Genomic DNA, 22312 nt, shown 5'->3' with positions numbered 1-22312 from the left:
CGATTACCAGAGATTTACCCATATTACCCTTATCTGCAAAATGCGATTAGATGACGCGCCAGTGGCGAGGCGACATATATAAGTGTTCAATCCTCGGTGGTCAAGGCTGGTCACAATAATGCCAACCCGACATCGCCCCTAAATGGCTTCCTTATTTTGCTCAATCAGCGCAAAACGGGGCGTTGAGGTACCGTCGATATCAACATGCTCGAGAAACATATCAACAGGCCGAACCCATAGCTCTGACTGCCCGTACAAGGGGCGATATACCACCAGCAGCTCTTCGGATTCACTGTGACGCGCTACGCCGTAGACCTGGTACTCACCACCTTTATAGTGCCGATAACGACCAAGCTCTACCTTTGTCTGTTGCGACATACTCCAACCTTAATCTGATACTAGTGTATTGAGGATATCAGCCAAATTTTCAACTGCCGCGATATCCGCGTTCGCCTCGCGCCAAAACACTTTTACCATTCGGCCACTGGCCTCGATCACTATGGCGTCTTTCGGCAGCCGGTCACGCAGGCCGGCAATGCGATCTTGCACCGCAGCAGGCGGAGCGGGCACATCGTCTTCGGCGCCATCGGGCCAATATCGCCAGCGCTCGCCGGCGCGGGCTTTTGGCAGGGTCATGGCATAGCATAGCCCGTTGACGGTTTCTTCCTTGCGCACTTTTTGGCGACGGGTTTGCGGCAGCTGAGTGATCTGCACGGTAACACCCAGCGCTCTCGCCCGATCGCGAAGTGCCGCCTGCAAGCGCTGGCGCGGGCTGGGAATGATCCACAATATCGGCGCCAACATAAATGCTAAAACCGCCGCCGCGATGATCCAGAACATGGTTATCCTTAATAAATCATTGCACACTGGTCGTACAACCCGTGCTATAAAATGTCGTATAGACTCACCGCAAGTACAGCGCAAGGAGAAACCATGGCCAACTACCAACGGATATTGACGGCGATCGACCTCTCGGACGAGGCGATTCCGGTATTGCAACGCGCGGCAGCCATGGCCCGCCAGCATCAAGCGGAATTGCATCTTCTACACGTCGTTGAACCCCTGAGCCTGGCCTACGGCGGCGATATCCCCATGGACTTCTCAGGGATACAGGAAGAGCTGCAACAACAAGCGGAAAACAGTCTTAAGCGCTATGCCGACCAATACGGCATTCAAACCGACAACTGTCACCTGCTTACTGGCCGCCCGGAGGCCCACATCCACCAACTCAGCGAAGAGCTAGACTGCGACCTGATTGTCGTGGGCAGCCACGGCCGCAAAGGGCTCGCCCTGCTACTTGGCTCCACAGCAAACGCAGTATTACACGGCGCCAAGTGCGACGTTTTGTCTGTACGAGTGGGTTAGTCTCCCGCCGCCTCAGACAATTCCATCCAGCGCTCCATACAGCTATCCAGTTCCTCTTGGAGCGCCGCTAAGCGCGCCAGCGTATCGTTAACCTTTTGCGCGTCCTGCTGATAGAACTCAGCACTGGCGCTCTGGTCGCTCAACTGCTGCAGCTGAGTCTCCAGGTCGTCAATCTTGTCAGGTAAATTGTCGAGCTCGCGCTGATCTTTGTAACTTAACTTCTTACGTGCTGCTTTTTTGGCCGGCGCAGCCGTCGCTTTTTTCTCGCCTTTTGGTTTTTCAGGCGCTACCACCGCCCTGCGCGCCTGGTAGGCGGCCACTTCGCTATACCCGCCAATGTGCTCACTGATATTGCCGTTACCTTCGAACAGCAGACAACTGCTGGCAACGCTGTCGACAAAAGACCTATCGTGGCTGACCAGTAGCACGGTTCCTTTAAAGTCAACGAGTAAGCTCTCCAGCAGCTCGAGGGTCTCCATATCGAGATCGTTGGTCGGCTCGTCCATCACCAGCACATTTGCCGGCTGCGTAAACAGGCATGCCAGCTGCACGCGCGCGCGCTCACCCCCTGACAGCACACCAAAATGGCTGCGAGCGCGCTCAGGTGTGAACAGGAAATCACCCAAATACGACATGATGTGCCGTTCGCTGCCATTGATCGAAACCGACTCTCGCCCCTGGCCGACGATATCTACCACACGCTCGTTGGGGTCTATGCGGTCGCGCAATTGATCAAAATAGGCAACTTGCAGATTGCTCCCCTGCTTGACCTCGCCGCTCTGAGGAGCCAATTCCCCCAGTATCAACCTAAGCAGCGTCGTTTTACCCGCGCCGTTCGGCCCAATCAAAGCCAGCTTGTCGCCGCGATTCAGCAACAGGTTAAAGTTTTTCACCAAGTCGCGGCCGGGCACACTAAAACAAACATCGGTCAGCTCGGCAACAATCTTGCCGGTTTTTGTCCCTTCGTTGACGTTCAGGCGCGCAGTACCCTGCTGCTCACGGCGCTGGGCGCGCTCCCTACGCATTTGCTCAAGCGCCCTGACCCGCCCTTCATTGCGCGTGCGCCGCGCTTTTATACCCTGGCGAATCCAGACTTCTTCCTGGGCTAGACGTTTGTCAAACAACGCATTGTGCTCAGCTTCTACCTCTAGCTCGTGCTCGCGCCGCTGCAGATACTGACTGTAAGTGCCGTCGTAATTTTTCAGTTGCCCCCGATCCAGCTCAATAATTCGGTTAGCCAGTGACTCAATCAGTGCACGGTCGTGGGTGACGAAAAGCACGCAGCCACCAAAGCTTTTCACACATTGCTCTAGCCACAGAATGCCCTCAACATCGAGGTGGTTAGTCGGCTCGTCCAGCAGCAATACGTCGGGCTCTGCGACGAGCGCCCTTGCCAGCGATACGCGACGCAACCACCCGCCGGACAAAGATGAGATCGGGGCTTCAGGATCTAACTCCAGGCGGCTCAGGGTCGACTCGATACGCTGCTGAAAACGCCAACCATCCGCCGCTTCAATTTGACGCTGTAGACGCTCTAACGCTTTTAACGAGGCATCATTCATTTCGCCGTGCGTCAGGCTGTGATAGCCCTTCAACAGATCACCGAGTTCGGAAAGGCCACCTGCAACGACGTCAAAAACACAGTCATCTGCCGACGCGAAGTCCAGGTTTTGCTCCATTCGCGCAATGACCAGCCCTGGCTGGCGCCAAAACTCACCCGCATCCGGCTGAAGGCCACCCTCAACCATGCGCAATAATGTCGACTTTCCGCAACCATTGCGCCCAAGCAAACAGACGCGATCACCATCATCCAGCTGGATATCAGTGTTATCCAACACCGTCTGCTGGCCAATGCTGTGTTGCAATTGAGTGCCGCGAATTAAAGGCATATAGTGGTTTCCATGGGTATTAAGGTTAACTGCCGCGCCATATCGCTGGCCGGAAAAGCAGGTGCACAAGGATGATAAACAAGACGATTGGCACGCGACTCTTCGCGCTGCTTGTTTCAATTGGCGCTGCATCATGCTGGGCGGATAATGCCCAGTTGAACGAGCAGCGGCAAGTATATCGTGAAGCCATGGATGAAATCAGCCGCGGTCGCAGCGAACAGGCCGAGCGCCACCTTCCCGCACTCGCCAACTACCCGCTGCTCCCCTACGTTGAACTGGAGTTGTTAAAAGCACAGATTGGCGACGTTGCCAGCGGCACCATCGACTACTACCTACAACAATACCGCAACACGGTTGTTGGCAGCCGTATTCACATTGCCTGGCTGCACCAGCTGCGTCGCGCGGGCGACTGGCCGCAATTTATACGTTACTACCGCAAAAAGCCTATCAGCAGCCTGCGCTGCGCCTATATTAGCGCCCTCCGACATACCGGCGATAACGCCTTAGCGGACAAAGAAACGCAAAAACTATGGCATACCGGACACTCGCTGCCCACGCGTTGCGACGGCGTATTAGATCAGTGGCTAAGCCGCTTAGCACCACAGGAACGCCACCAACAACGCCGCCAACGAGCGCGCATGGCAATTACCGCCGGACAGCACAATCTAGCGATCTATTTACTTAAAAACGTACCGGGCAGCGATGATGCGCTCGCGCTGCTTAAGCAGCCCAGCCTGCTCTATACCCGCGGCTTCGAGTTGTCGGCCAACGACGAGAACCGCCAGCTGGCATTGCTTACCCTGCGCCGCTTGGCGAAAAGCGATTTCGAGCGTGCAAATACGCTCTGGCACCAACTAGAGCGGGAATTGTCTTTCAGTAGCCAGCAAAACTACGCGCTGCGTGACGCCTTCGCCCGGCAAATTATCGCCAGCGACGCGGAATACGCCCGGGATTGGATTAACGCCAATGACCCCGCCTTTGAAGACCCCTACCTCACCGAGTGGCGCGTAAGGCTCGCGTTAAAAGATGGCGACTGGGAGGCAGTACACCACTACATTGCCCTGTTGCCGGCCAAACTGCGCCAGCAGCCAGACTGGCAGTACTGGTGGGCACGTGCCGACATTGAAAAGAATCAGCGATTCACACCCGAAGCAGAGACGCGACTTAGGGCCATGGCGACTGATCGCGGCTACTACAGTTTTATGGCGGCCGATTTATTGAATCAGGAATATCGCTTGGGCCACCAACGCAACCTCGACCCCAGCTTGGTGAGCGAAGTACAACAACACAGCGCCATTCTGCGTGCGCGCGAGCTGTACTGGCACGGCGCAACAACCACAGCCCGACTTGAGTGGCGCCAGGCAATGCGAAGCTTGAACACCGCAGAACAAATCGCGGCGGCGCAACTTGCTTTGGATTGGCAGTGGTCTCACCAGGCCATCGCCACCGCTATTCAAGCGGGGCAATGGGACGATTTGTCTCTGCGCTTTCCCACTCCCTACCAAGCGGTCTTTGCGCGTATCGCCGAGAAAGAAAATATCGACTTGAAATGGATATACGCGATCGCCCGACAAGAAAGCGCCTTTGCCAGTGATGCCCGCTCCCCCGTTGGTGCCCGCGGTTTAATGCAGCTGATGCCCGGCACCGCTCGCACCCTTGCACGACAAATGGGGCGCCCCGTCCCCCGTGGTAAGGAGTTACTGGAACCCGACACCAACATCGAAATGGGCGGCTTTTACTTGGGCCAGCTACTCAAGCGCTTCAACGGCAATCGCATTCTCGCCACCGCCGCATACAACGCTGGCCCGTCCCGCGTGGAAAGAGTATTGATGCGCCAAGACAGCAATATGCCGGCAGATATCTGGATAGAGAATCTACCCTACGGCGAGACCCGTGAGTACATCAAGAATGTGATGGCCTTTAGTGTGGTGTACGGCAAAAAGCTGCAACTGAGCAAACCTATTCTGGCTCAGCATGAGCGGCGGATCAGCCCTTTCGAGGAGCTTCAAACGCCCTGAGCTAAGCCAGCACCTCAACATCGTCGCCAAGGGTTATCCGCCCTTGGGCGCGCTGAATCACATTCTGCCCAAAAATGATATTTTTTCCCTCGCTGCAGTGTTCACGCAACAGCGAAAAAACAGCCTTTTCACGCTCGCCTGTCTGCGGGTCAATGGTCGGAATCGCGCAGCGTGTGCAGGGCTTGACCACATCGAAAATAACATCGCCGATACGTAATTGCTGCCACTGCCTTTCCGCAAAGGGTGGCGCGCCGTCAACAACGAGGTTGGGCCGAAAACGCGCCATCGCCAGTGGCTTACCATAGCCTTCAGATAAGGCATCAACACTCTGCTGCAGGCACAGCAAAAAGGGGAAACCGTCGGCAAAGCTGACTCTGTCACCGCGCTGAGCATAAGCGGTATCGACCTGCCGGTGAAAATCATCGGCCATATAGCACAGTCGTACCTCCACCCCGAGCCGGCGGGACAACCACCGGGCAGCTTCATCACCACCGTCCACGGCCGAACAGCGGTCCTGCCAAACAACAACCATGTTATGACTGCCAGTGGGTTGCATCACCGGCAGAGAGTCGCCGCTGCTCAAGTCTTCCAGGATAATGCCGCCATCGATTTGCCTTGCATGCAGTCGGCACATCTGCGGCAACTGCCTTTGGCTAAGGAATTGGCCACGGTGGTCAACAACCATCCAGCGCCGATCGCCATGCGGCCCCCAATCACTGACATCAAGCGTCGAAAGGGACTCTCCGGCCAACGATTTTACCGGATAGCGCCACAATCCACTTACTTGCACAACGCCTCTCCCTCACTGACAAAGGTCACAACGGCAGCGCTATCAAACGGCCACTGCAACTCCCTGTCGCCATCGCCTAATACCGGGATACGCTCCCCATAATCGGCAATCAGGGCATCACTCTCAGCGATATCCACCACTTCTATCTGCCACTGCGGATGGCTGGCAAGCAAGTTAGCCAGCAGGGCTTCAGCTTGCTCACACAAGTGGCACGCCGAGGTGCCATACAGAGTTAATTCACGCATACTTGGTCCAAAAAAAGCCCGGCAACTGCCGGGCTCCAGGTCAGGTGTTAGACCATTATAAGTCGTATCCGACCTCGTTGTGGCCAGTAATGTCCAAACCTTCCGATTCCTCATCAGCGGTAACGCGCAGGCCAATCAACTTATCAACCAGTTTAAACAGCGCAAAACTCACTACCGCGGTATAGGCAAAGGTCGACCCGATACCAATAAGCTGCACTTTCAGCTGCTCAACAATTGTCACGCCCTCGGCCAAGCCTTGACCACTGAAAACCCCCAGCTCACTGCTGGCAAAAATGCCGGCGAGGAAGGTACCGAGAATACCGCCAACACCGTGCACGGGGAATACATCCAGTGAGTCATCAATTTTCAACACTTGCTTGATCCACAGCGTGCAATAGAAACAAATAACGCCTGCGCTCAAACCAATCACCACCGCGCCCGCCGGACCAACATACCCCGATGCTGGCGTGATGGTACCGAGCCCAGCCACCATACCGGTCACAGCGCCCAGCGCACTAGGTTTACCGTAACGCCACCATTCGACCAGTGACCAGGTAAGGCAGCCGGTTGCCGCTGACAGGTGTGTGACCAGCATTGCCATACCGGCGTCGCCATTGGCCGCCAGCGCGCTACCGGCGTTGAAGCCAAACCAACCCACCCAGAGCATTCCCGCGCCGGTGAATGTCATCGTTAAGTTGTGGGGCGGTAAAGCAACATTGCCAAAGCCATTACGCGGCCCCATTACCATCGCCGCTACCAGCGCGGCCACGCCGGCGGTAATGTGCACCACAGTGCCCCCGGCAAAGTCGAGCAGCCCCATTTGGCCGAGCCAGCCACCACCCCATACCCAGTGGGTAATGGGCGCGTAAACGGCCAGCAGCCACAGTGCCGAAAACAGCATCACGGCAGAAAAGCGAATACGCTCAGCAAAACCACCCACGATGAGTGCCGGTGTAATAATGGCGAATGTCATTTGGAACATTACGAACACCGTCTCGGGGATATCTCCCACCAAGCTGTCTTCCCCTACTCCGGCCAGAAGAACACGGCTGAGACCGCCGACAAAGTCGTTGCCATCAGAGAACGCCATGCTGTAGGCCACGGCAAACCACAACAGCGAGGCCACACAGGTGATACTAAAGCACTGCATCAGCACACTGAGGATGTTCTTACTGCGGACAAGACCGCCGTAGAACAGTGCCAGCCCGGGTAAGGTCATGAAGAGAACCAACGCCGTGGACGTTAAAATCCACGCCGTATTCGCGCCATCGGCTTCTGCAGCGAGGCTGCTTTGCGGCAGCAATGCTGCCAATGCAACAAAAATGGGCAGAGCCGCCCGAACGACAGGAATTTTCATTTACTTTTCTCCAAACTTGCGCAACAAAACGCACTATTTATAAGCACAATCCAGCGAAGCAGCACCGTTAAGGTGCATGTTGACGCTAATTCGCAATGACATCGAATTAGCCCTCCCTCACCAGAAAGATATTTTTCGTTTAATTTCAAATAGTTATCAATTTTCGGCGACGACCGCGCAGTGTTGCCCGCGCCGTTAATGACCACCGAAAGAGACCGCTGCCCCGCTTAAAAGCAATATCCATGCCCAAAATGGGGCGAGCGCACCATTTTCTTGCAAATTCGTTTTCAGTGACGGAGCGCGTGATAGGCCGAGGCATTCAAGCCCAGATAACGTAGAATAGGCCGCCAACAACGATAACAAGGGAGAACAGTGTGTTTTCCAAACCAACTGCCAGAGTCTTAGCGATTTTGGACTTGTTTATGAGCCACCCCAGCAAAGCCTACGGCTTAACCGAGCTGACGCGCATACTGGGCCTGAACAAGGCCACCTGCCACGCCATATTGAGCACCATGGCCCGCTACGGCTTTCTCGCCCAGGACAGTCGCAGTAAAGCCTATCGCTTGGGGCCAAGCATCGCCGCCGCCGGCATGTCAGCCTTTGCCCAGTTTCCCGTGCTTGAAGTGGCTCGCCCGCGACTGGAGGCGCTCAGTAAAGAGCTGCAGCTGGGCTGCGGCCTGATGGGACGAAGCGGCGACCAGCTCGTGCTGCTCACTAATTACGGTATCCCAGAGCGCCTGGAATTCCCTTTCCACCAAGGCCTGCGTCTGCCCAATGCCGCGCCATTAGGGGCCGCTTTTATCGCCTGGTCGTCACCGAACAAGCTGCAACAATGGTTAGATAGCGCTCAGGCACATTTGCCCGAGTGGGATGAAAACCTAGATAAACGACTGCGAATTTCCGTTATTGGCATACGTGCTCGCGGTTTTGAAGTGACATTGATTAGCGAGGCAGAGGCCGCGCTGGAGCGGGAATTAGCCAAACCGAAAGAAAACTGGAGCCTTGAGGAAGTCGCTGAGCACGTGCAGCACTACCGGGAGTCGCTGTGCCGCAGCCACTACCACCTTGACCGTATTGAAGAGGGCCGCCAGTACCAGGTCGCCAATATTGCTGTGCCTATCTTCGCCAGTGGTGAAGAGCCGGAACTGGTGATTTCAGCGGGCAGTATTCGCCGCCCCGTGTCGGCGCAGGACATCCTTGCCATCGCCGACCGCCTAAAACTCGCGGCTAAAGAAATCAGCGAAGCCGCCACCGCAACCTTGAGCTACCCCCAGCCTGACCAGGATCCGCCGACCGCATGACCGAAGATCGCAAGCAATACCTCAAGAAAAAGCAATTTTTCCAACAGCTGCTCACTATTTACGGCCGTAAGCCGGTGCTCGAGGCGCTACAAAACCCACAAGTTCGCATTTATAAACTGCACTTGGCGGACAGCAATCGACGCGACGGCATCGTCAATGAAATCGTAGACGCGGCGGAGCGCGAAGGGATTGAGGTCGCCTGGCACGAGCGCCGCGCCCTGTCGCGGATATCGAAAAATGGCAAACAAGACCAGGGGGTTGCTGCGGACCTGCAGCTGAAGGCGTATCGGCCCTGTAGCGACATACCGGCAAGTCGCGACACCACTACTCGGCGTATCTATATCGCGCTCGATGGCGTTAACAACCCACAGAACCTGGGCATGATTATTCGCTCGGTGGCGGCAAGTGGTATCGATGGCTTAATACTGCCCAAAAAGGGCTGTGCCGCGCTGTCACCGCTGGTAATCAAAGCCAGCGCCGGAGCCCTGTTCAACTGCCCTATTTTTCACTGCGACACACTTCAACCCGAACTGCAGCGCCTCCAAAAAGCCGGGGTGGAGATCGCCTGCCTCTCTTCCCACGCCGAGCAATCGCTCTTCGAAAGCCAGTCTGACACTAGCCGAGTCTATGTATTGGGGAATGAAACTGAGGGCGTGTCGCCGGCCACACAGGCCCTGAGCGACTGCGCGCTGCAAATACCGATGGCCAATGGCGTGGAGTCACTCAATGTCGCGGTGACCGCCGCCCTGTTGGCCTTTAGCCATAACAGGGCGGGCGCATAGCGCGGCGCTACTTGGCCAGGTAGGCCATCGCCTCTTCGAGGCCGCCCAGAGTCATGGGGTACATCTGCCCTTCCATGATCTGCTCAACCATGCCAATGGACTGTGTCCAACCCCAATCTTCGGGCGGCACGGGGTTTAGCCATACCACTTTGTCAAAGGTCTCGCGCAGGCGCCGCATCCACAGCTCCCCGGCCTCGTCGTTCCAGTGCTCGACACTGCCGCCTGGCTGCACGATCTCGTAGGGCGACATTGACGCGTCGCCGACAAAGATAATTTTGTAGTCCGCGCTGTATTTGTGCATCACGTCGAGCAGCTGTATTCGCTCACTGTGACGACGCACATTGCTGTCCCACACCGACTCATACAGAAAGTTATGGAAGTAGAAATACTCCATGTGCTTAAACTCGCTGCGCGCGGCGGAAAACAGCTCCTCGCAAACGCGAATATGCGGGTCCATAGAGCCGCCCACATCAAAGAACAACAGCACTTTAACGGCGTTATGGCGCTCCGGCACCATCTTCAGGTCCAGCAGACCGGCATTGCGGGCCGTCGACGATATCGTGTCGTCGATATCCAGCTCGTCGGCCGCACCGCTGCGGGCAAACTTGCGCAACCGGCGTAGCGCGATCTTGATATTACGCGTACCAAGCTCAACCGAGTCATCCAGGTCGCGAAAGTCGCGGCGCTCCCAGACCTTTACGGCTTTCTTGTTTTTGCTTTCACCACCGATTCGTATGCCCTCGGGGTGATAACCACTGTGGCCAAACGGTGAGGTACCGCCGGTGCCGATCCACTTGTTACCGCCCTCGTGGCGTTCTTTCTGCTCTTCTAGCCGCTTTTTAAATTCCTCAATGAGCTTATCGAGGCCACCCAGAGACTCGATTTTTGCCTTTTCTTCCTCGCTGAGCTGCTTCAAAAACTCTGTACGCAACCAGTCATCGGGAATCAGCGCCTCAATCACGTCGTCAAGGCTCGATAGGTCATTGAAGTAACGCGCAAACGCCTTATCAAAGCGATCGTAATACTTCTCATCCTTCACCATACAGACGCGAGCGAGCTGATAGAACTCGTCGACGTCCATGAAGGCGAGCCGCGCCTCAAGGCCGGCCATCAAGTCGAGTAGTTCACGAATACTCGCCGGAACACCAGCATTTCGCAGGCCAAAGAAAAACTGAACCAACATAGACTAGCGGCTCTCGCGACGATGCATAAAGGCCAGCCGTTCAAGCAGGTGAACGTCTTGCTCGTTCTTCAGCAATGCGCCGTAGAGCGGCGGGATAGCCTTGCTCGCATCGCGATTTTTAAGAATTTCTTCGGGGATGTCATCGGCCATCAGCAGCTTCAACCAGTCAATCAATTCTGACGTTGAGGGCTTTTTCTTCAGACCCGGAATCTTGCGAACATCGAAGAAGACTTCTAGTGCTTCCTGAACGAGGGTTTTGGAGATATCGGGATAATGAACCTCCACGATTTTCTCCATCGTTTCGCGATCGGGAAAATTAATAAAATGGAAGAAACAACGGCGCAGGAAGGCATCTGGCAGCTCTTTCTCGTTGTTGCTGGTGATAATGATAATGGGACGGTGCTTGGCGCGAACGGTTTCACCCGTTTCGTATACAAAGAACTCCATGCGGTCCAGTTCGACCAGCAGGTCATTCGGGAACTCGATGTCTGCCTTGTCGATTTCATCGATCAGCAGCACCACCTGCTCATCGGCGGCAAACGCTTCCCAGAGTTTGCCGCGCTTGATGTAGTTGGCAATGTCGTGCACTTTGTCATCGCCCAGTTGCGAGTCACGCAAACGCGACACCGCATCGTACTCATACAAGCCCTGCTGAGCCTTTGTGGTGGATTTGATATGCCACTGGATCAACTTTTTACCCATTGCCGCCGCTACTTGCTCGGCAAGCAGGGTTTTACCCGTTCCGGGCTCGCCTTTGATCAGCAGCGGGCGTTGCAGGGTGACGGCGGCGTTTACCGCCATGCTCAGCTCTTCGGTGGATACGTAAGAATCAGTACCAGTAAATTTCATCAACTCGTCCTACTCGGGCGCCCGGTTTTATTATTGCCGGACGATCATTACACTGGGCGGCGCTGGCGCCACACTATCTAATAGTCAACGCGAAGCCTACTTGGCTGCTCGACTTACGGCAAGCGTCGCAGCGGCCAGCTATAGTATCGAGTCAGGACAATTTGCCGTGACATTACACTGCCAGGATCAAGGAAACCCAAAATGACCGCAATTTTCGACGACATCAGCCGCAGCATTGGCGAAACGCCGCTCGTGCAGATACGCAGAATCAGCCAACACCGGATTCTTGTAAAACAGGAATCGCGCAATCCTGCCAATAGCGTGAAATGCCGAATTGGCGCCAATATGATCTGGCAAGCTGAACAGAGCGGCGCGCTGAAACCCGGCATGGAAATTGTTGAGCCAACCAGTGGTAATACCGGCATCGCACTGGCCTTCGTCGCCGCGGCTAGGGGCTACCCCATCACATTGACCATGCCCAACACAATGAGCCTGGAGCGCCGCAAAGTACTCATTGCACTGGGCGCCAAACTCCATTTAAGCGATGGCGCCAAGGGGATGAAGGGAGCCATCAGTGCCGCTGAAGACATTTGCGCCCAGGACCCTGAGCGTTATTTTATGCCGCAGCAGTTTAAGAATCCCGCGAACCCAGCGATTCACGAACAGACCACCGGCCCGGAAATTTGGCGGGACACCAACGGCGATATCGATATTTTAGTTAGCGGCGTCGGCACCGGCGGCACAATCAGCGGCGTGTCTCGCTATATTAAAAACCACTGCAACAAAGCCATCTGCTCAGTGGCCGTGGAGCCGGAGAGCTCGACGGTGATTCGCCATGCACTCAACGGCGAAGAACTCAGGCACGCCCCGCATAAAGTTCAGGGCATCGGTGCAGGCTTTCTGCCAGACACGCTAGACCTAAGCGTGGTAGACCGCGTTGAAGCGATAAGCGATGAAGACGCCATGCGCTGGGCGCATCGGCTGATGAAGGAGGAAGGCATTCTGGCCGGTATTTCCAGCGGCGCCGCGATGGCCGTTGCCGAGCGCGTAGCCAGTGAACCCGACAATGCCGGCAAAACCATTGTTGTGATCCTGCCCGATTCGGCGGAGCGCTACCTCAGCAGCCCACTATTTGACGGCGCCTTTAGCGAAATTGAGAGCTGACATCACCCTGCCGCGCATCGCAAACGGCAGCACCCGATCTACGCCGACACTTTCGGCTCGACACGCTCCCCGGCTTTCTCGGCTGCGGGAGCAGAACTTGCAGAGCGCGGCGCGACCAGCGCCCATACTATTGCCGCAACAATGGCGAAGAGTTGGCCCGCGCCAACAATAATCACCGCCGCCATCGCCGATTCAATACCGCTGGTCATCACACTTAGCGCCGCACCGATGGTTGCCGGCATCCACAGTTCCACCGCTTCGGGGTGCCGGCACGGCAGCAGCAGTAAAAAGGCCACTGCGAGAAACGCCCACAACTTGACGGCAGACAGGCGATAAACGCGAATCAGCAAGCCCCAAAGCAGAGTCGCGACCACGCCAAAGGCCCAATAGGCCTGCCAGGCGAGTGTGTAATCATTGTTATCAATCATACTAATCCCTAATCAATCCAGCGGATGATATGGTCCTCAAGCTCGTCATCTGCCACGGTCACTTCACTCACGCAGCGTCCCTTTACCGACACACCCAATGTTTCCATCAGCCGCTGATCACCGGCAATAAGGGGGTGCCAAGGCTCGAGCGGCCGCCCCTCATGAAGCTGTCGATAGGCGCAGCTACTGGGCAGGCTGTACGCAAACGCCGGCAGTGATTCACGCAGATCGAGGCAGCCCGGCACCCGCGTCAGGCGCTGCGGGTAATCCCGGCAACGTATGTGCTCAGCATCAAGCAGTCGACACGACACGTCGGTGTAATACACCTCACCGCTATCTTCGTCTTCAAGCTTGTGCAAGCAGCAGCGGCCACAACCGTCGCACAGGGCTTCCCACTCCTGGTCGCTCATCTCTGCGAGCGACTTTGCCTCCCAAAATGGGCGATGACGAGATGCTATCACCGATCTTCACGCGGTGAGAGAGGCGCCTCTGGCTGCGGAGGAAGCTGAAGATAAAACCCATTTTCATCAATAGCTTGCAACACATCCTTAACATCCGCTCTAGCTAGCTTTTTACCCTCTTCGAGCAGCAGTGTCATCGCTCGCTCCGGCTGACCAAAACGCTTCAACAGCGCCTCTGGAACACGCTCTGTGTCTTCCGCCTTGTCGACATAAAGGTACATCCCCTCATGCTTAGCACTGCGATAAATGGTGCAAATCCGCCGCATCACGCCCCCTCCAAACTTTGCAATAACACCTCACCTACCACCTGCTTGCGCCACGCTGTCATCGAATCGGGCAGGCGACGAAGCCTGATCACCTCTTCCATATCACGTTTGCGGCACAACAAACCCGCGGGGATACCCAGCGAATCAGCACAACGCTCTACCCCGCGACGCATCGCGGCCAAATATCGCGTCTGCTCTGCTGACAACGGCCGTTCGCCCGGCGGTGGATGTGCAGCGCTATCTTCCTCGCGTGCCTCTCGCACAATAGTAAGCACGTCGTCGCCAAAGCGCCGCAGCGATGCACCGGGCAGGTCTTTAATTCTTGCCAACTCACCGCTACTGGAGGGCTGGCGGCGAGCAATTTCGAAGCACACTGGATCCTTAAAAATGCGCCCGCGTGGCACATCTCTCTCCCGCGCCTGCTCTTCCCGCCAGGCACATACGCGCTGCAGTACCAAACGCTGGCAGCCGTTGAGCTTCCAAAGCGATTTATTGCGCAGGTAAAACTGATCCGATGGGGTGCCCTGATCGGCCTGCTCGATAAGTTGCCGACAATCTTCTTGCCACCACGGCAGCCGCCCCAACTCCTCGAGTCGCTGACGCAGCAAGGGGTAAATATCCTGCAAATACGCCACATCGAGCGCCGCGTAGTGGCATTGGCTCGCGGTAAGTGGTCGCTGCAACCAATTGGAGCGTGTTTCGCCTTTCTCTACGTGCTGATTCAAGCTGTGAGCGACCAGCTTTTGGTAGCTCAGGCCCTCTCCCCAGCCCGCCAGGCCAGCGCCAATTTGGCTATCTAACAACGGCGCTGGCAGCGCGCCACACAGACGCTGAAACACTTCGAGATCTTCACTACACGAGTGCAGGACTTTAGGAATACCGGCGTTGTTGAGAAGCCCCCTAAAATCGTCCCAATCGGTAATGGCAATGGGGTCGATCAGCCAACACTCGCCAAGCGCGCCTACCTGTATTAAACCTGCAATAGGATAAAAGGTATCTCGGCGGATAAACTCGGTGTCCAGGGCGACAAATTCAGCCGACTGCCAACGCTTACAAGCTTGCGCTAGCTGCTCGTTGGAATCCAGATAATGGTATGCATCATTCAAAGCGCTGGCGTCCTTTTAGCGCATGCGACAAGGTACCGCTGTCGACATATTCAAGTTCGCCACCCAAGGGCACACCATGGGCGATACGGCTCACCGCCACCCCCAAGCGCCGCATCTCTTCAGCGATATAAAAGGCGGTTGCCTCCCCCTCTACGGTGGGATTCGTCGCCAGTATCAATTCGGAGACGTTCAAGGCCTGAACCCGCTCGACCAGGCGGTCAATGCCAATGTCCTCCGGGCCGATGCCGTCGATGGGCGACAGTCGGCCCATCAACACAAAATACAGGCCGCGATAGTCCCCGCCCTGTTCGAAGGCGAGCACGTCGGCGGGTGATTCCACGACGCAGATAGTGTGTTGGTCGCGCCGCGGGTCACGACACAATCGACATTCAGGGTCTTCGGTGAGCGTGCGACAGCTGCGGCAATGCCCTACTTTTTCAACGGCATTGTGCAGCGCTTCTGAAAGGCGCTGAGCACCGCCACGGTTTCGCTCCAGCAATTGAAAGCTGATGCGCTGCGCCGACTTGGGACCAACCCCAGGCAGGCAGCGCAACGCGTCAATCAGCTCATCGATAAGGGGGCTGTAGTTCGACATTAAAAAGGCATCTTGAAGTTACCGGGCATTCCCATCCCTGAAAGCATATCGCCCATTTGTCCCTTGTTGTTTTCCTCAACCTTGCGCACAGCGTCATTCACCGCCGCGGCCAACAGGTCTTCCAGCACTTCTTTGTCTTCGCTGAGCAAGCTGTCGTCTATTTGCACACGCCGCACATCGTGGCGCCCGGTCATTACCACGCTCACCAAGCCCGCGCCGGCTTCGCCACGCACTTCTTTATTTGCCAGCTCTTGCTGCGCTTGTTGCATTTTCTCCTGCATTTCGGCAGCTTTTTTCATCAATTCATTAAGGTCTGCTTTCACTCTGGTCTCCTAATCTTGACGACGTTTTTCCGGCAAGCTGATTGATTCAAGGTCTAGTTCGGCCGAAAACTCGGCGATAATTTCCTGCACGAGGGGGTCGCTTTCGATCGCTTGGCGAGCGACAACAAGCCTCTCTTGTAGACGTCGGGCGCGGTACTCCGCCGGTGTCTCCTCTGCGGGTTCACCGATATCGATTGCCACCTTAAGTGCCTGACCAAAGTAATCAGCCAAGGCCTCTTGCAGGCGCTCGATATGACGGTCATTCAGCAGTGTCGCGTTGCCCTGGCTAATTACAAACTGCAGGCAGCTACCCTCTTTGGCGGCTAGCTGACAATGCGAGGCAATACTCCCCAACATTCCAGGCAAGGCGAAAGCGTCGAACTGCTCGCGCCAGAGCCTGGCATCGAGATCAGCGAGCTCAACACTCGGCGCCGCGGCTACAGCCTCTTCCGGTGCCGACGCTGTTGCCACCGGTGGCTCGTCTGAACGCGGCCGCTGAACTTCTACTTGCTCATGCTCAACGACGTCAGCAATTTGCTCGGTCGATGGTGCACTGTTTTGTGCAGCCTCTTGTGGCGGTATTGGCGCTGAGGCTTGCTCTGGTTTGCTCGGCTCAGCAGCGACTGACGGCGCCTCGTCCTCGCGGCTATGTTGTTCAGGAGCCTCATTGGCAATAGGTGCGGGCTCTGCCGCCGTAACGGCAGTGTTCGGCTCTGCCGCCGTAACGGCAGTGTTCGGCTCTGCCTCCGGCTCGCCCCCGGCGTCAGACGGCGTCGGCGGCTTTTTTACGGGGGCAGCCTCCCCCTCGGGCGAGGCGCTGGCAGTAAGCGGCTGGCTTGGCGGCGCCATGACACCTTCGGGTTTGAAGGCCACCATACGCAGCAACAACATTTCCAGGCCGCCGCGAAGCTCGGGGGCCAAATTCAAATCGCGTCGCCCTTGAAGCGCCATCTGGTAATAGAACTGGACTTCCTCGGCACTGAGTTCGCCCGCCAGGGCCGTCACGTTCTGTTTATCGCCCAGGCTATTGTCCAGCCCATCGGGAACGGTTTGCGCAATAGCGATGCGGTGGAGCACCACCAGCAGTTCATTGGCAACGCCGGCAAAATCCACACCCAGCTCGGCCAGCTCCGCCACGATCGCTAACAATTCGGCCCCGTCGCGTTTAGACAGCGCCGAAATTAATCGGTAAACGGCGCCGTGATCGATGGTGCCCAGCATCTGCCGAACATCGTGCTCGCCGAGTTTACCCGAGCCGAAAGCGATTGCCTGATCGGTTAAACTCAAGGCGTCGCGCATACTGCCGTCGGCGGCGCGCCCCAGCAGCCACAGCGCTGCCTCGTCAAAGCTGATCAGCTCTTTTTCGAGTATCTGCTTCAAATACTCTACTACGCGTTCAGGACTTAAGTTTTTCAGGCTGAACTGAAGGCAGCGCGACAAAATGGTCGCGGGAATTTTTTGTGGGTCCGTCGTCGCCAGCAAAAACTTAACGTGAGGCGGCGGCTCTTCCAGCGTTTTTAGCAGCGCATTAAAACTGCTGGCACTGAGCATGTGCACCTCATCGATGAGGTACACCTTGTAGCGCCCCTGTGTCGGGGTGTATTGCACATTGTCGAGAAGCTCGCGGGTGTCCTCAACCTTGGTGCGCGACGCCGCGTCAACCTCGATCAGGTCAACGAAACGCCCCTCGTTGATGGCGACACACGACTGGCATTGGCCGCAGGGCTCTGAGCTGACGCCCTGCTCGCAATTCAGACAACGCGCCAGAATACGCGCGATGGTGGTTTTACCCACGCCACGAGTCCCGGTGAACAAATAAGCGTGGTGAAGCCGATCGTGATCAAGCGCATTGATCAAGGCTTTGAGCACGTGGCTCTGGCCGGCCATTTCCCGGAAGCTTTTGGGTCGCCACTTTCTCGCCAGAACCTGATATGTCATCACAAAATCTCTCGAAATCGATCGTCAAGGATACACTAGCGCTGCGCTGACATAAATAATGTCGGAATTAGAAAAAACGAGAGGAATCACGGGGATAGGAATAAATGGGTGGCGGCCCGACCAGCCACACCCCGGCACACGAGTCGATAACTACCGTTGCTCCCTTCCGGGCCTGGCGGGGTTTGCTACCTATCGTTGCGAGGGGACCGGAAGGACCACCATAACGCGCTTTCGGCCTCGGCCAATTGCGGGGCGCTATTGTGTTCGAAACCCCCTCCACATGCAAGGGGGATAATCGGATTATTGCGCGCTGACTGGCGGAAATTGCGCGAGAATCGTCGCCACAGTTTCATCGATATACGCGCGCCGCTCCAAGGGATCTTTCAGTGTGGGTTTGACACGGCTTGCGCTGCCGCGCCATACCAAACGGCGATTTTCAGGCTCGATAATATCGATAACAACATTGTCCTGGGTATATTCGCGCACCCAGATATCGTCATCATAGAAATGCGCGTAGCCAAATCCCGGGCGGTGGTAGCAATGATAGCAAGGGTAGTAACCAAAATGGCTATACCAGTTGCCCACACTTTCCACGCGTGTTTTTTCGACAGTGCCGACATGGTAGCTCACCAGTACTGACGCGCTGTCGACGGCAACTTTCTTCACGCCGCGCAGCGCCATCTGCGCCTCGATAGCATCGCGATAGCGCTCATGCATCAGGGCGTCGTAGGCGGGTTCCCGTTGCTCGTTGTCAGGCGTCAGCCAGGCGTAACTCGCTACGTTAGCGAAATCGTAATCGAGGGCATAATCCTGACTCACTGGCACTGCTGTGCACGCCGCTACTACTGCCGCGATAACGGCAATACCACATCGCTTAATGACTGCTGGTAAATCGTGCATTACGCCCTCCAAGTCGCCTAGTGGCTTCAATTTCGCTTAAGTACTACCCAGTTTGCAAAGCGGCCGCGAATAACGCGCAGCAGCATACCATCATCGCTGCGTGATGCCGCCGCCTGCAGCTCATTAATACTGCGTACGCGCCGCTGATTCACTGACACCAACAAGTCACCGGGGCGCAGCTTAGAGGCCGCCAGGGCATCTTGTTTAACCTCGGTAACCACCACGCCTTTGCCATCGTCGGCGTTTTTCAGGCTAACGCCGTCTAGCAGAGGATGTACCGACCGCGCATCGGCATCGACCTGCTTCTCAGCCGAGCCCAAAACAACCTTATAGCGTTTCTCGCGCCCTTCTCTTAACAGCGTGATCGCCACTTTGTCGCCGACCCGTCGTAAGCCGATGGCGTTTCTCAGTTGCGCAGAACTCAGTACGGCCTTGCCATCCACAGCGATCACGACATCACCCGCCTCTATGCCAGCCTTGTCAGCGGCCGAATCTTCTTGAACCTCTGCCACTACCGCGCCGCGCTGACCCGCTTCAATATCAAAGGCTTCCGCCAACTCCGGCGTCAGGTCCTGGATAATAACGCCCAGCTGCCCCCGGCGTACCTCACCGTGCTGAAGAATCTGCTCAATGCTCGCCATCGCCATATTTGCCGGAATGGCAAAGCCGATGCCTACGTTGCCACCGGAGGGCGCCAGAATCGCGGTATTCACACCAACTAACTCTCCGCGTAGATTTACCAGCGCGCCACCCGAATTACCGGGATTGATAGAGGCGTCGGTTTGGATGAAATTCTCATAGCCCTCAATACCCAGTCCGGTGCGGCCTAAGGCACTAACAATCCCGGTAGTCACCGTTTGTCCCAGGCCAAAGGGGTTACCAATCGCCACAACAAAATCGCCCACACGCAGTTTATCGGAGTCAGCGAGGCGCACCGCGGTGAGCTTCTCGCTGGGGATTTTCAGCACTGCGATGTCAACGTCTGGATCAGAGCCGACCAGCTCTGCGGTAAAACTGCGCCCGTCCTCCAGAGACACCGTGATTTCATCCGCGCCGTCAATTACATGGTGGTTGGTGAGCACAGTCCCCTCACCCGCATCGATAATCACACCTGACCCAGCACTCTGCGTGCGGCGCTGACGCGGCTGCAATTGCTGCTGAGGCATATTGAAGAAACGGCGAAAGAAGGGGTCGTTTAACAGTGGATTCTGCTGGACCCGTTGCGTGGTGTAGGTTGAGATATTCACTACCGCCGGATTCACCGATTTCAACATCGGTGCCAAGCTGGGCAATGGCTCCCCATCGGCCACCGACTTCGGTAGTAGAGCAAAACTGTGTGTGCTTACCGCTAACAGCAGCGCTGCAAAAACCGTTAAATATGAGCGGGAAATGGTAGTTTGCAAAATCCGGGTCATGACTGTGCCGATCTCCTCATAACGTTGATAACAAGGTTAGAGTGCAGAATCCAAAATTATTTCCCTAAATAAATAGATTCTGCAAGATCAGCAAATCATTGCCTGCTCAGGCCAGTTTTTCTGCCATCGCCTTGGAAAGCTCATCGCGGATTCGCGACTTGAACGGCTTCATCATCATTCCCAGCTGGATGTCGACCTTGACCTCCCCCTCCAACAATTGCAGCACCCCCTGAATACCGGAGCGTTTCAGCTCCAGTTCTCGGTCGCTGCGCCAGTGGGCCTTCATCTCAAAACGGTCACTCAGTTTCACTGCTAAAGCATCGAGCATCTCCCGAACATCTGCGTCGCTTTTCGAGTGGCGTTGGCTAAGAGAAATTTTCGACACGGTCAGTCTCCAGTAAGTCGCATCGGGAATATCAAGCATTCTAGCAGAGTCGTGCTCAGGCGCTGACGGAATTGCAGGCATAAAAAAACCGCCGATAGGCGGTTCTTTTAATTTGGTGGAGCTAGGCGGGATCGAACCGCCGACCTCTTGCATGCCATGCAAGCGCTCTCCCAGCTGAGCTATAGCCCCGAAAGAGGCTGCGCATATTAAGGTTCGTCCCCTACCTTGTCAACACGCGCAGTGAAAAAAATCTCCTTTAACAACGCAGGCGCATTTGCCGCTACCATCAAGGGAGTTGTTGATAGCGTTTTTCCAGCTTCTTAAGTTTTTTCTTGCCCACCCCGCCCAAAATATCAATGGCGTGGCGAATGCGCGCACGACTGATTTCCGGCCCGAGTATTTCCATGGAGTCGACGACTGAGATCGATGCAGTGGTGCCCGCAATGGCAATAAACAGCGGAGGCATCACATCTTTCATGCGCAGCTCCAGACCGTCGACCAGTGCTTTGATATCGGCAAACAACGTATCGCGCTGCCAATCGGATTCGGCCTCCAAACGCCACAAGCAGCACTGTAAGACCTCAACCAACTGCTCTTCCTCTAAGGTGCACTGAGCAAAACTTTCCTTGCTCAGCGGCAGCATTCCCGATAGGAAAAAACCCGCCAGCGGTGCGATATCGGTAAATACCTCAATACGCTGTTTTAGATGTGGCAACATTTTGGTCAGCGTTTCCCGATTCAACGCCCAGCTCTGCAGGCGCTCAATGAGCGCGTCGTCGCTCAAGTCCTCTCGCAACCAAAGCCCATTAAGCCAGCGCAGTTTCTCAACATCGAAAATCGGCCCACCCAGGCTGACACGCTGAATGTCGAAGTGCTCGATCATTGTCTGAAGGCTAAACTTCTCGCGCTCATCGGGCATACTCCAGCCCATCCGCCCTAAGTAATTAAGTAGCGCCTCCGGCAAAAAGCCCATGCGCTGGTAGTACAAAATACTAGTGGGGTTCTTGCGCTTACTGAGCTTGCTTTTGTCAGGGTTGCGCAACAGCGGCAAATGGCAAAGCTGCGGCATTTCCCAGCCAAAATACTCGTACAGCAACTTGTGCTTAGGCGCAGAATTCAACCATTCTTCGCCACGCAGCACGTGGGTAATACCCATCAAATGGTCATCCACGACATTGGCCAAATGGTAGGTAGGCAGGCCATCGGATTTCAACAATATCTGCGCGTCGACCTGGCCCCAATCTAATTCCACGGTACCCCGCAACATATCTTCTATCTCGCAACGGCCCGCTTCTTCGGGCACCACCATGCGAATAACATAGGGCATGCCCTCGGCTTCGCGGCGCTGCTGCTCGTCGTCACTCAGGCGCAGATCTGAGGGTTTTAAGGCCGTGTGCTGGCCTTCAGCGCGCCGCGCTTCTCGCAGAGCATCGAGTTCTTCGGGGCTGCGATAACAGCGAAAGGCCAAGCCCTTCGCGATAAGTTGCTCGCAGTGCTCCCGGTAAATTTCGCTGCGCTCACTCTGCCGGTAAGGCCCCGCTTGTCCGCCCAC

Annotated in this window: 24 protein-coding genes, 1 tRNA gene and 1 other RNA gene; 5 read left to right on the top strand and 21 right to left on the bottom strand. The window is 56.0% G+C overall.

All coding sequences use genetic code 11. The features are described 5' to 3' along the window. Positions 1-138: 138 nt before the first annotated feature. Both ABNS66_RS14855 and ABNS66_RS14850 read right to left on the bottom strand, forming a co-directional pair. The gene (locus ABNS66_RS14855) at positions 139-378 is read right to left on the bottom strand and encodes a DUF1653 domain-containing protein (RefSeq protein WP_286694148.1); all 240 of its coding nucleotides are present in this window, start codon (positions 376-378) and stop codon (positions 139-141) included. A 9-nt stretch (positions 379-387) separates the two neighbouring features. After that, positions 388-840 carry a hypothetical protein gene (locus ABNS66_RS14850; RefSeq protein ID WP_286839334.1) on the bottom strand — a complete coding sequence of 151 codons (453 nt, stop codon included), beginning with the start codon at positions 838-840 and terminating at the stop codon, positions 388-390. Positions 841-933: 93 nt separating this feature from the next. Here ABNS66_RS14850 and ABNS66_RS14845 point away from each other — a divergent pair, with 93 nt between their 5' ends. After that, complete coding sequence (locus ABNS66_RS14845) at positions 934-1365, top strand: universal stress protein (RefSeq protein ID WP_027872610.1); 432 nt, start codon at positions 934-936, stop codon at positions 1363-1365. Here the strand turns inward: ABNS66_RS14845 and ABNS66_RS14840 are convergent. Continuing rightward, positions 1362-3254 carry an ATP-binding cassette domain-containing protein gene (locus ABNS66_RS14840; RefSeq protein ID WP_286839336.1) on the bottom strand — a complete coding sequence of 631 codons (1893 nt, stop codon included), beginning with the start codon at positions 3252-3254 and terminating at the stop codon, positions 1362-1364. The two genes, ABNS66_RS14845 and ABNS66_RS14840, sit on opposite strands and share 4 nt — an antisense overlap. 71 nt (positions 3255-3325) lie before the next feature. Here ABNS66_RS14840 and ABNS66_RS14835 point away from each other — a divergent pair, with 71 nt between their 5' ends. After that, complete coding sequence (locus tag ABNS66_RS14835) at positions 3326-5272, top strand: transglycosylase SLT domain-containing protein (RefSeq protein WP_286839338.1); 1947 nt, start codon at positions 3326-3328, stop codon at positions 5270-5272. Between the two features lies 1 nt (position 5273). Here ABNS66_RS14835 and ABNS66_RS14830 read toward each other — a convergent pair whose 3' ends face one another. From ABNS66_RS14830 to ABNS66_RS14820, 3 genes are read right to left on the bottom strand one after another with little or no spacing between them, the layout of a single operon-like run. Then, positions 5274-6062, bottom strand: coding sequence for an MOSC N-terminal beta barrel domain-containing protein (locus tag ABNS66_RS14830; RefSeq protein ID WP_286839340.1), 789 nt, complete (start codon positions 6060-6062; stop codon positions 5274-5276). Then, the gene (locus ABNS66_RS14825) at positions 6053-6307 is read right to left on the bottom strand and encodes a glutaredoxin family protein (protein WP_204995502.1); all 255 of its coding nucleotides are present in this window, start codon (positions 6305-6307) and stop codon (positions 6053-6055) included. Before ABNS66_RS14825 ends, ABNS66_RS14830 begins: the two co-directional genes overlap by 10 nt. Before the next feature lie 55 nt (positions 6308-6362). Next, positions 6363-7664 (bottom strand): ammonium transporter, encoded by a 1302-nt coding sequence (locus ABNS66_RS14820; RefSeq protein WP_286839343.1) that lies wholly within the window; start codon positions 7662-7664, stop codon positions 6363-6365. Between the two features lie 374 nt (positions 7665-8038). Between ABNS66_RS14820 and ABNS66_RS14815 the strand changes: the two genes are divergently transcribed. Beyond that, positions 8039-8965 carry a helix-turn-helix domain-containing protein gene (locus tag ABNS66_RS14815; protein ID WP_286694142.1) on the top strand — a complete coding sequence of 309 codons (927 nt, stop codon included), beginning with the start codon at positions 8039-8041 and terminating at the stop codon, positions 8963-8965. Next, positions 8962-9747, top strand: coding sequence for an RNA methyltransferase (locus ABNS66_RS14810; RefSeq protein WP_286839345.1), 786 nt, complete (start codon positions 8962-8964; stop codon positions 9745-9747). The genes ABNS66_RS14815 and ABNS66_RS14810 overlap by 4 nt, the downstream gene beginning before the upstream one ends. Positions 9748-9754: 7 nt before the next feature. Here ABNS66_RS14810 and ABNS66_RS14805 read toward each other — a convergent pair whose 3' ends face one another. Both ABNS66_RS14805 and ABNS66_RS14800 read right to left on the bottom strand, forming a co-directional pair. Beyond that, the gene (locus ABNS66_RS14805; protein WP_286839347.1) at positions 9755-10930 is read right to left on the bottom strand and encodes a VWA domain-containing protein; all 1176 of its coding nucleotides are present in this window, start codon (positions 10928-10930) and stop codon (positions 9755-9757) included. Between the two features lie 3 nt (positions 10931-10933). Continuing rightward, on the bottom strand, positions 10934-11779 hold the full coding sequence (locus ABNS66_RS14800) for a MoxR family ATPase (RefSeq protein WP_027872620.1): 846 nt from the start codon (positions 11777-11779) through the stop codon (positions 10934-10936). 201 nt (positions 11780-11980) lie between these two features. On the opposite strand from ABNS66_RS14800, the gene cysK reads away from it, so the two are divergent. After that, on the top strand, positions 11981-12943 hold the full coding sequence (gene cysK, locus ABNS66_RS14795) for a cysteine synthase A (protein WP_204995506.1): 963 nt from the start codon (positions 11981-11983) through the stop codon (positions 12941-12943). A gap of 38 nt (positions 12944-12981) precedes the next feature. Here the strand turns inward: cysK and ABNS66_RS14790 are convergent, their stop codons facing one another. The 13 genes from ABNS66_RS14790 to gltX form a co-directional block, all read right to left on the bottom strand. Then, positions 12982-13371, bottom strand: a complete 390-nt coding sequence (locus ABNS66_RS14790; protein WP_204995507.1) for a hypothetical protein — start codon at positions 13369-13371, stop codon at positions 12982-12984. Between the two features lie 8 nt (positions 13372-13379). After that, positions 13380-13832, bottom strand: a complete 453-nt coding sequence (locus ABNS66_RS14785) for a YcgN family cysteine cluster protein (protein ID WP_286839352.1) — start codon at positions 13830-13832, stop codon at positions 13380-13382. Further along, positions 13829-14098 (bottom strand): YcgL domain-containing protein, encoded by a 270-nt coding sequence (locus tag ABNS66_RS14780; RefSeq protein WP_286694234.1) that lies wholly within the window; start codon positions 14096-14098, stop codon positions 13829-13831. The genes ABNS66_RS14785 and ABNS66_RS14780 overlap by 4 nt, the downstream gene beginning before the upstream one ends. Continuing rightward, a complete protein-coding gene (gene rnd / locus ABNS66_RS14775) occupies positions 14098-15204 on the bottom strand; it encodes a ribonuclease D (protein WP_286839355.1) in 1107 nt (368 codons plus the stop codon). Before rnd ends, ABNS66_RS14780 begins: the two co-directional genes overlap by 1 nt. Further along, a complete protein-coding gene (recR, locus tag ABNS66_RS14770; RefSeq protein WP_286694136.1) occupies positions 15197-15799 on the bottom strand; it encodes a recombination mediator RecR in 603 nt (200 codons plus the stop codon). Before recR ends, rnd begins: the two co-directional genes overlap by 8 nt. After that, complete coding sequence (locus tag ABNS66_RS14765; protein WP_027872627.1) at positions 15799-16122, bottom strand: YbaB/EbfC family nucleoid-associated protein; 324 nt, start codon at positions 16120-16122, stop codon at positions 15799-15801. Before ABNS66_RS14765 ends, recR begins: the two co-directional genes overlap by 1 nt. A gap of 9 nt (positions 16123-16131) precedes the next feature. Then, on the bottom strand, positions 16132-18060 hold the full coding sequence (gene dnaX, locus ABNS66_RS14760) for a DNA polymerase III subunit gamma/tau (RefSeq protein ID WP_286839356.1): 1929 nt from the start codon (positions 18058-18060) through the stop codon (positions 16132-16134). 115 nt (positions 18061-18175) lie between these two features. Next, an RNA gene (gene ffs / locus ABNS66_RS14755) (signal recognition particle sRNA small type) lies at positions 18176-18272 on the bottom strand. Between the two features lie 88 nt (positions 18273-18360). Beyond that, positions 18361-18960: a DUF4136 domain-containing protein gene (locus ABNS66_RS14750; protein ID WP_286839358.1), complete on the bottom strand. Its 600-nt coding sequence runs from the start codon at positions 18958-18960 to the stop codon at positions 18361-18363. Between the two features lie 26 nt (positions 18961-18986). After that, entirely contained in the window at positions 18987-20375 is a 1389-nt protein-coding gene (locus ABNS66_RS14745) for a DegQ family serine endoprotease (RefSeq protein WP_204995513.1), read from the bottom strand. A gap of 106 nt (positions 20376-20481) precedes the next feature. Further along, on the bottom strand, positions 20482-20760 hold the full coding sequence (locus ABNS66_RS14740) for a polyhydroxyalkanoic acid system family protein (protein ID WP_161624218.1): 279 nt from the start codon (positions 20758-20760) through the stop codon (positions 20482-20484). Between the two features lie 113 nt (positions 20761-20873). Next, positions 20874-20949 (bottom strand) — tRNA-Ala (locus ABNS66_RS14735). 97 nt (positions 20950-21046) lie between these two features. Continuing rightward, positions 21047-22312 (bottom strand): glutamate--tRNA ligase (gltX, locus tag ABNS66_RS14730; protein ID WP_348655369.1); only part of this gene is annotated, 1266 nt, incomplete at its 5' end.

Source organism: uncultured Spongiibacter sp., assembly GCF_964011655.1.
GTDB lineage: Bacteria > Pseudomonadota > Gammaproteobacteria > Pseudomonadales > Spongiibacteraceae > Spongiibacter > Spongiibacter marinus.
The sequence above is the reverse complement of the archived record's forward strand: the minus strand, read 5'-3'. Positions and strand labels throughout refer to the sequence as shown.

Bases quoted from the DNA above. Each gene is read 5' to 3' on its own strand.
- ABNS66_RS14825 (WP_204995502.1), bottom strand. From the start codon at position 6,307: ATGCGTGAATTAACTCTGTATGGCACCTCGGCGTGCCACTTGTGTGAG.
- ABNS66_RS14835 (WP_286839338.1), top strand. From the start codon at position 3,326: ATGATAAACAAGACGATTGGCACGCGACTCTTCGCGCTGCTTGTTTCA.
- ABNS66_RS14820 (WP_286839343.1), bottom strand. From the start codon at position 7,664: ATGAAAATTCCTGTCGTTCGGGCGGCTCTGCCCATTTTTGTTGCATTG.
- ABNS66_RS14840 (WP_286839336.1), bottom strand. From the start codon at position 3,254: ATGCCTTTAATTCGCGGCACTCAATTGCAACACAGCATTGGCCAGCAG.
- ABNS66_RS14780 (WP_286694234.1), bottom strand. From the start codon at position 14,098: ATGCGGCGGATTTGCACCATTTATCGCAGTGCTAAGCATGAGGGGATG.
- ABNS66_RS14855 (WP_286694148.1), bottom strand. From the start codon at position 378: ATGTCGCAACAGACAAAGGTAGAGCTTGGTCGTTATCGGCACTATAAA.
- ABNS66_RS14850 (WP_286839334.1), bottom strand. From the start codon at position 840: ATGTTCTGGATCATCGCGGCGGCGGTTTTAGCATTTATGTTGGCGCCG.
- ABNS66_RS14790 (WP_204995507.1), bottom strand. From the start codon at position 13,371: ATGATTGATAACAATGATTACACACTCGCCTGGCAGGCCTATTGGGCC.
- ABNS66_RS14750 (WP_286839358.1), bottom strand. From the start codon at position 18,960: ATGCACGATTTACCAGCAGTCATTAAGCGATGTGGTATTGCCGTTATC.
- ABNS66_RS14805 (WP_286839347.1), bottom strand. From the start codon at position 10,930: ATGTTGGTTCAGTTTTTCTTTGGCCTGCGAAATGCTGGTGTTCCGGCG.
- ABNS66_RS14810 (WP_286839345.1), top strand. From the start codon at position 8,962: ATGACCGAAGATCGCAAGCAATACCTCAAGAAAAAGCAATTTTTCCAA.
- cysK (WP_204995506.1), top strand. From the start codon at position 11,981: ATGACCGCAATTTTCGACGACATCAGCCGCAGCATTGGCGAAACGCCG.
- ABNS66_RS14745 (WP_204995513.1), bottom strand. From the start codon at position 20,375: ATGACCCGGATTTTGCAAACTACCATTTCCCGCTCATATTTAACGGTT.
- ABNS66_RS14800 (WP_027872620.1), bottom strand. From the start codon at position 11,779: ATGAAATTTACTGGTACTGATTCTTACGTATCCACCGAAGAGCTGAGC.
- recR (WP_286694136.1), bottom strand. From the start codon at position 15,799: ATGTCGAACTACAGCCCCCTTATCGATGAGCTGATTGACGCGTTGCGC.
- dnaX (WP_286839356.1), bottom strand. From the start codon at position 18,060: ATGACATATCAGGTTCTGGCGAGAAAGTGGCGACCCAAAAGCTTCCGG.
- ABNS66_RS14845 (WP_027872610.1), top strand. From the start codon at position 934: ATGGCCAACTACCAACGGATATTGACGGCGATCGACCTCTCGGACGAG.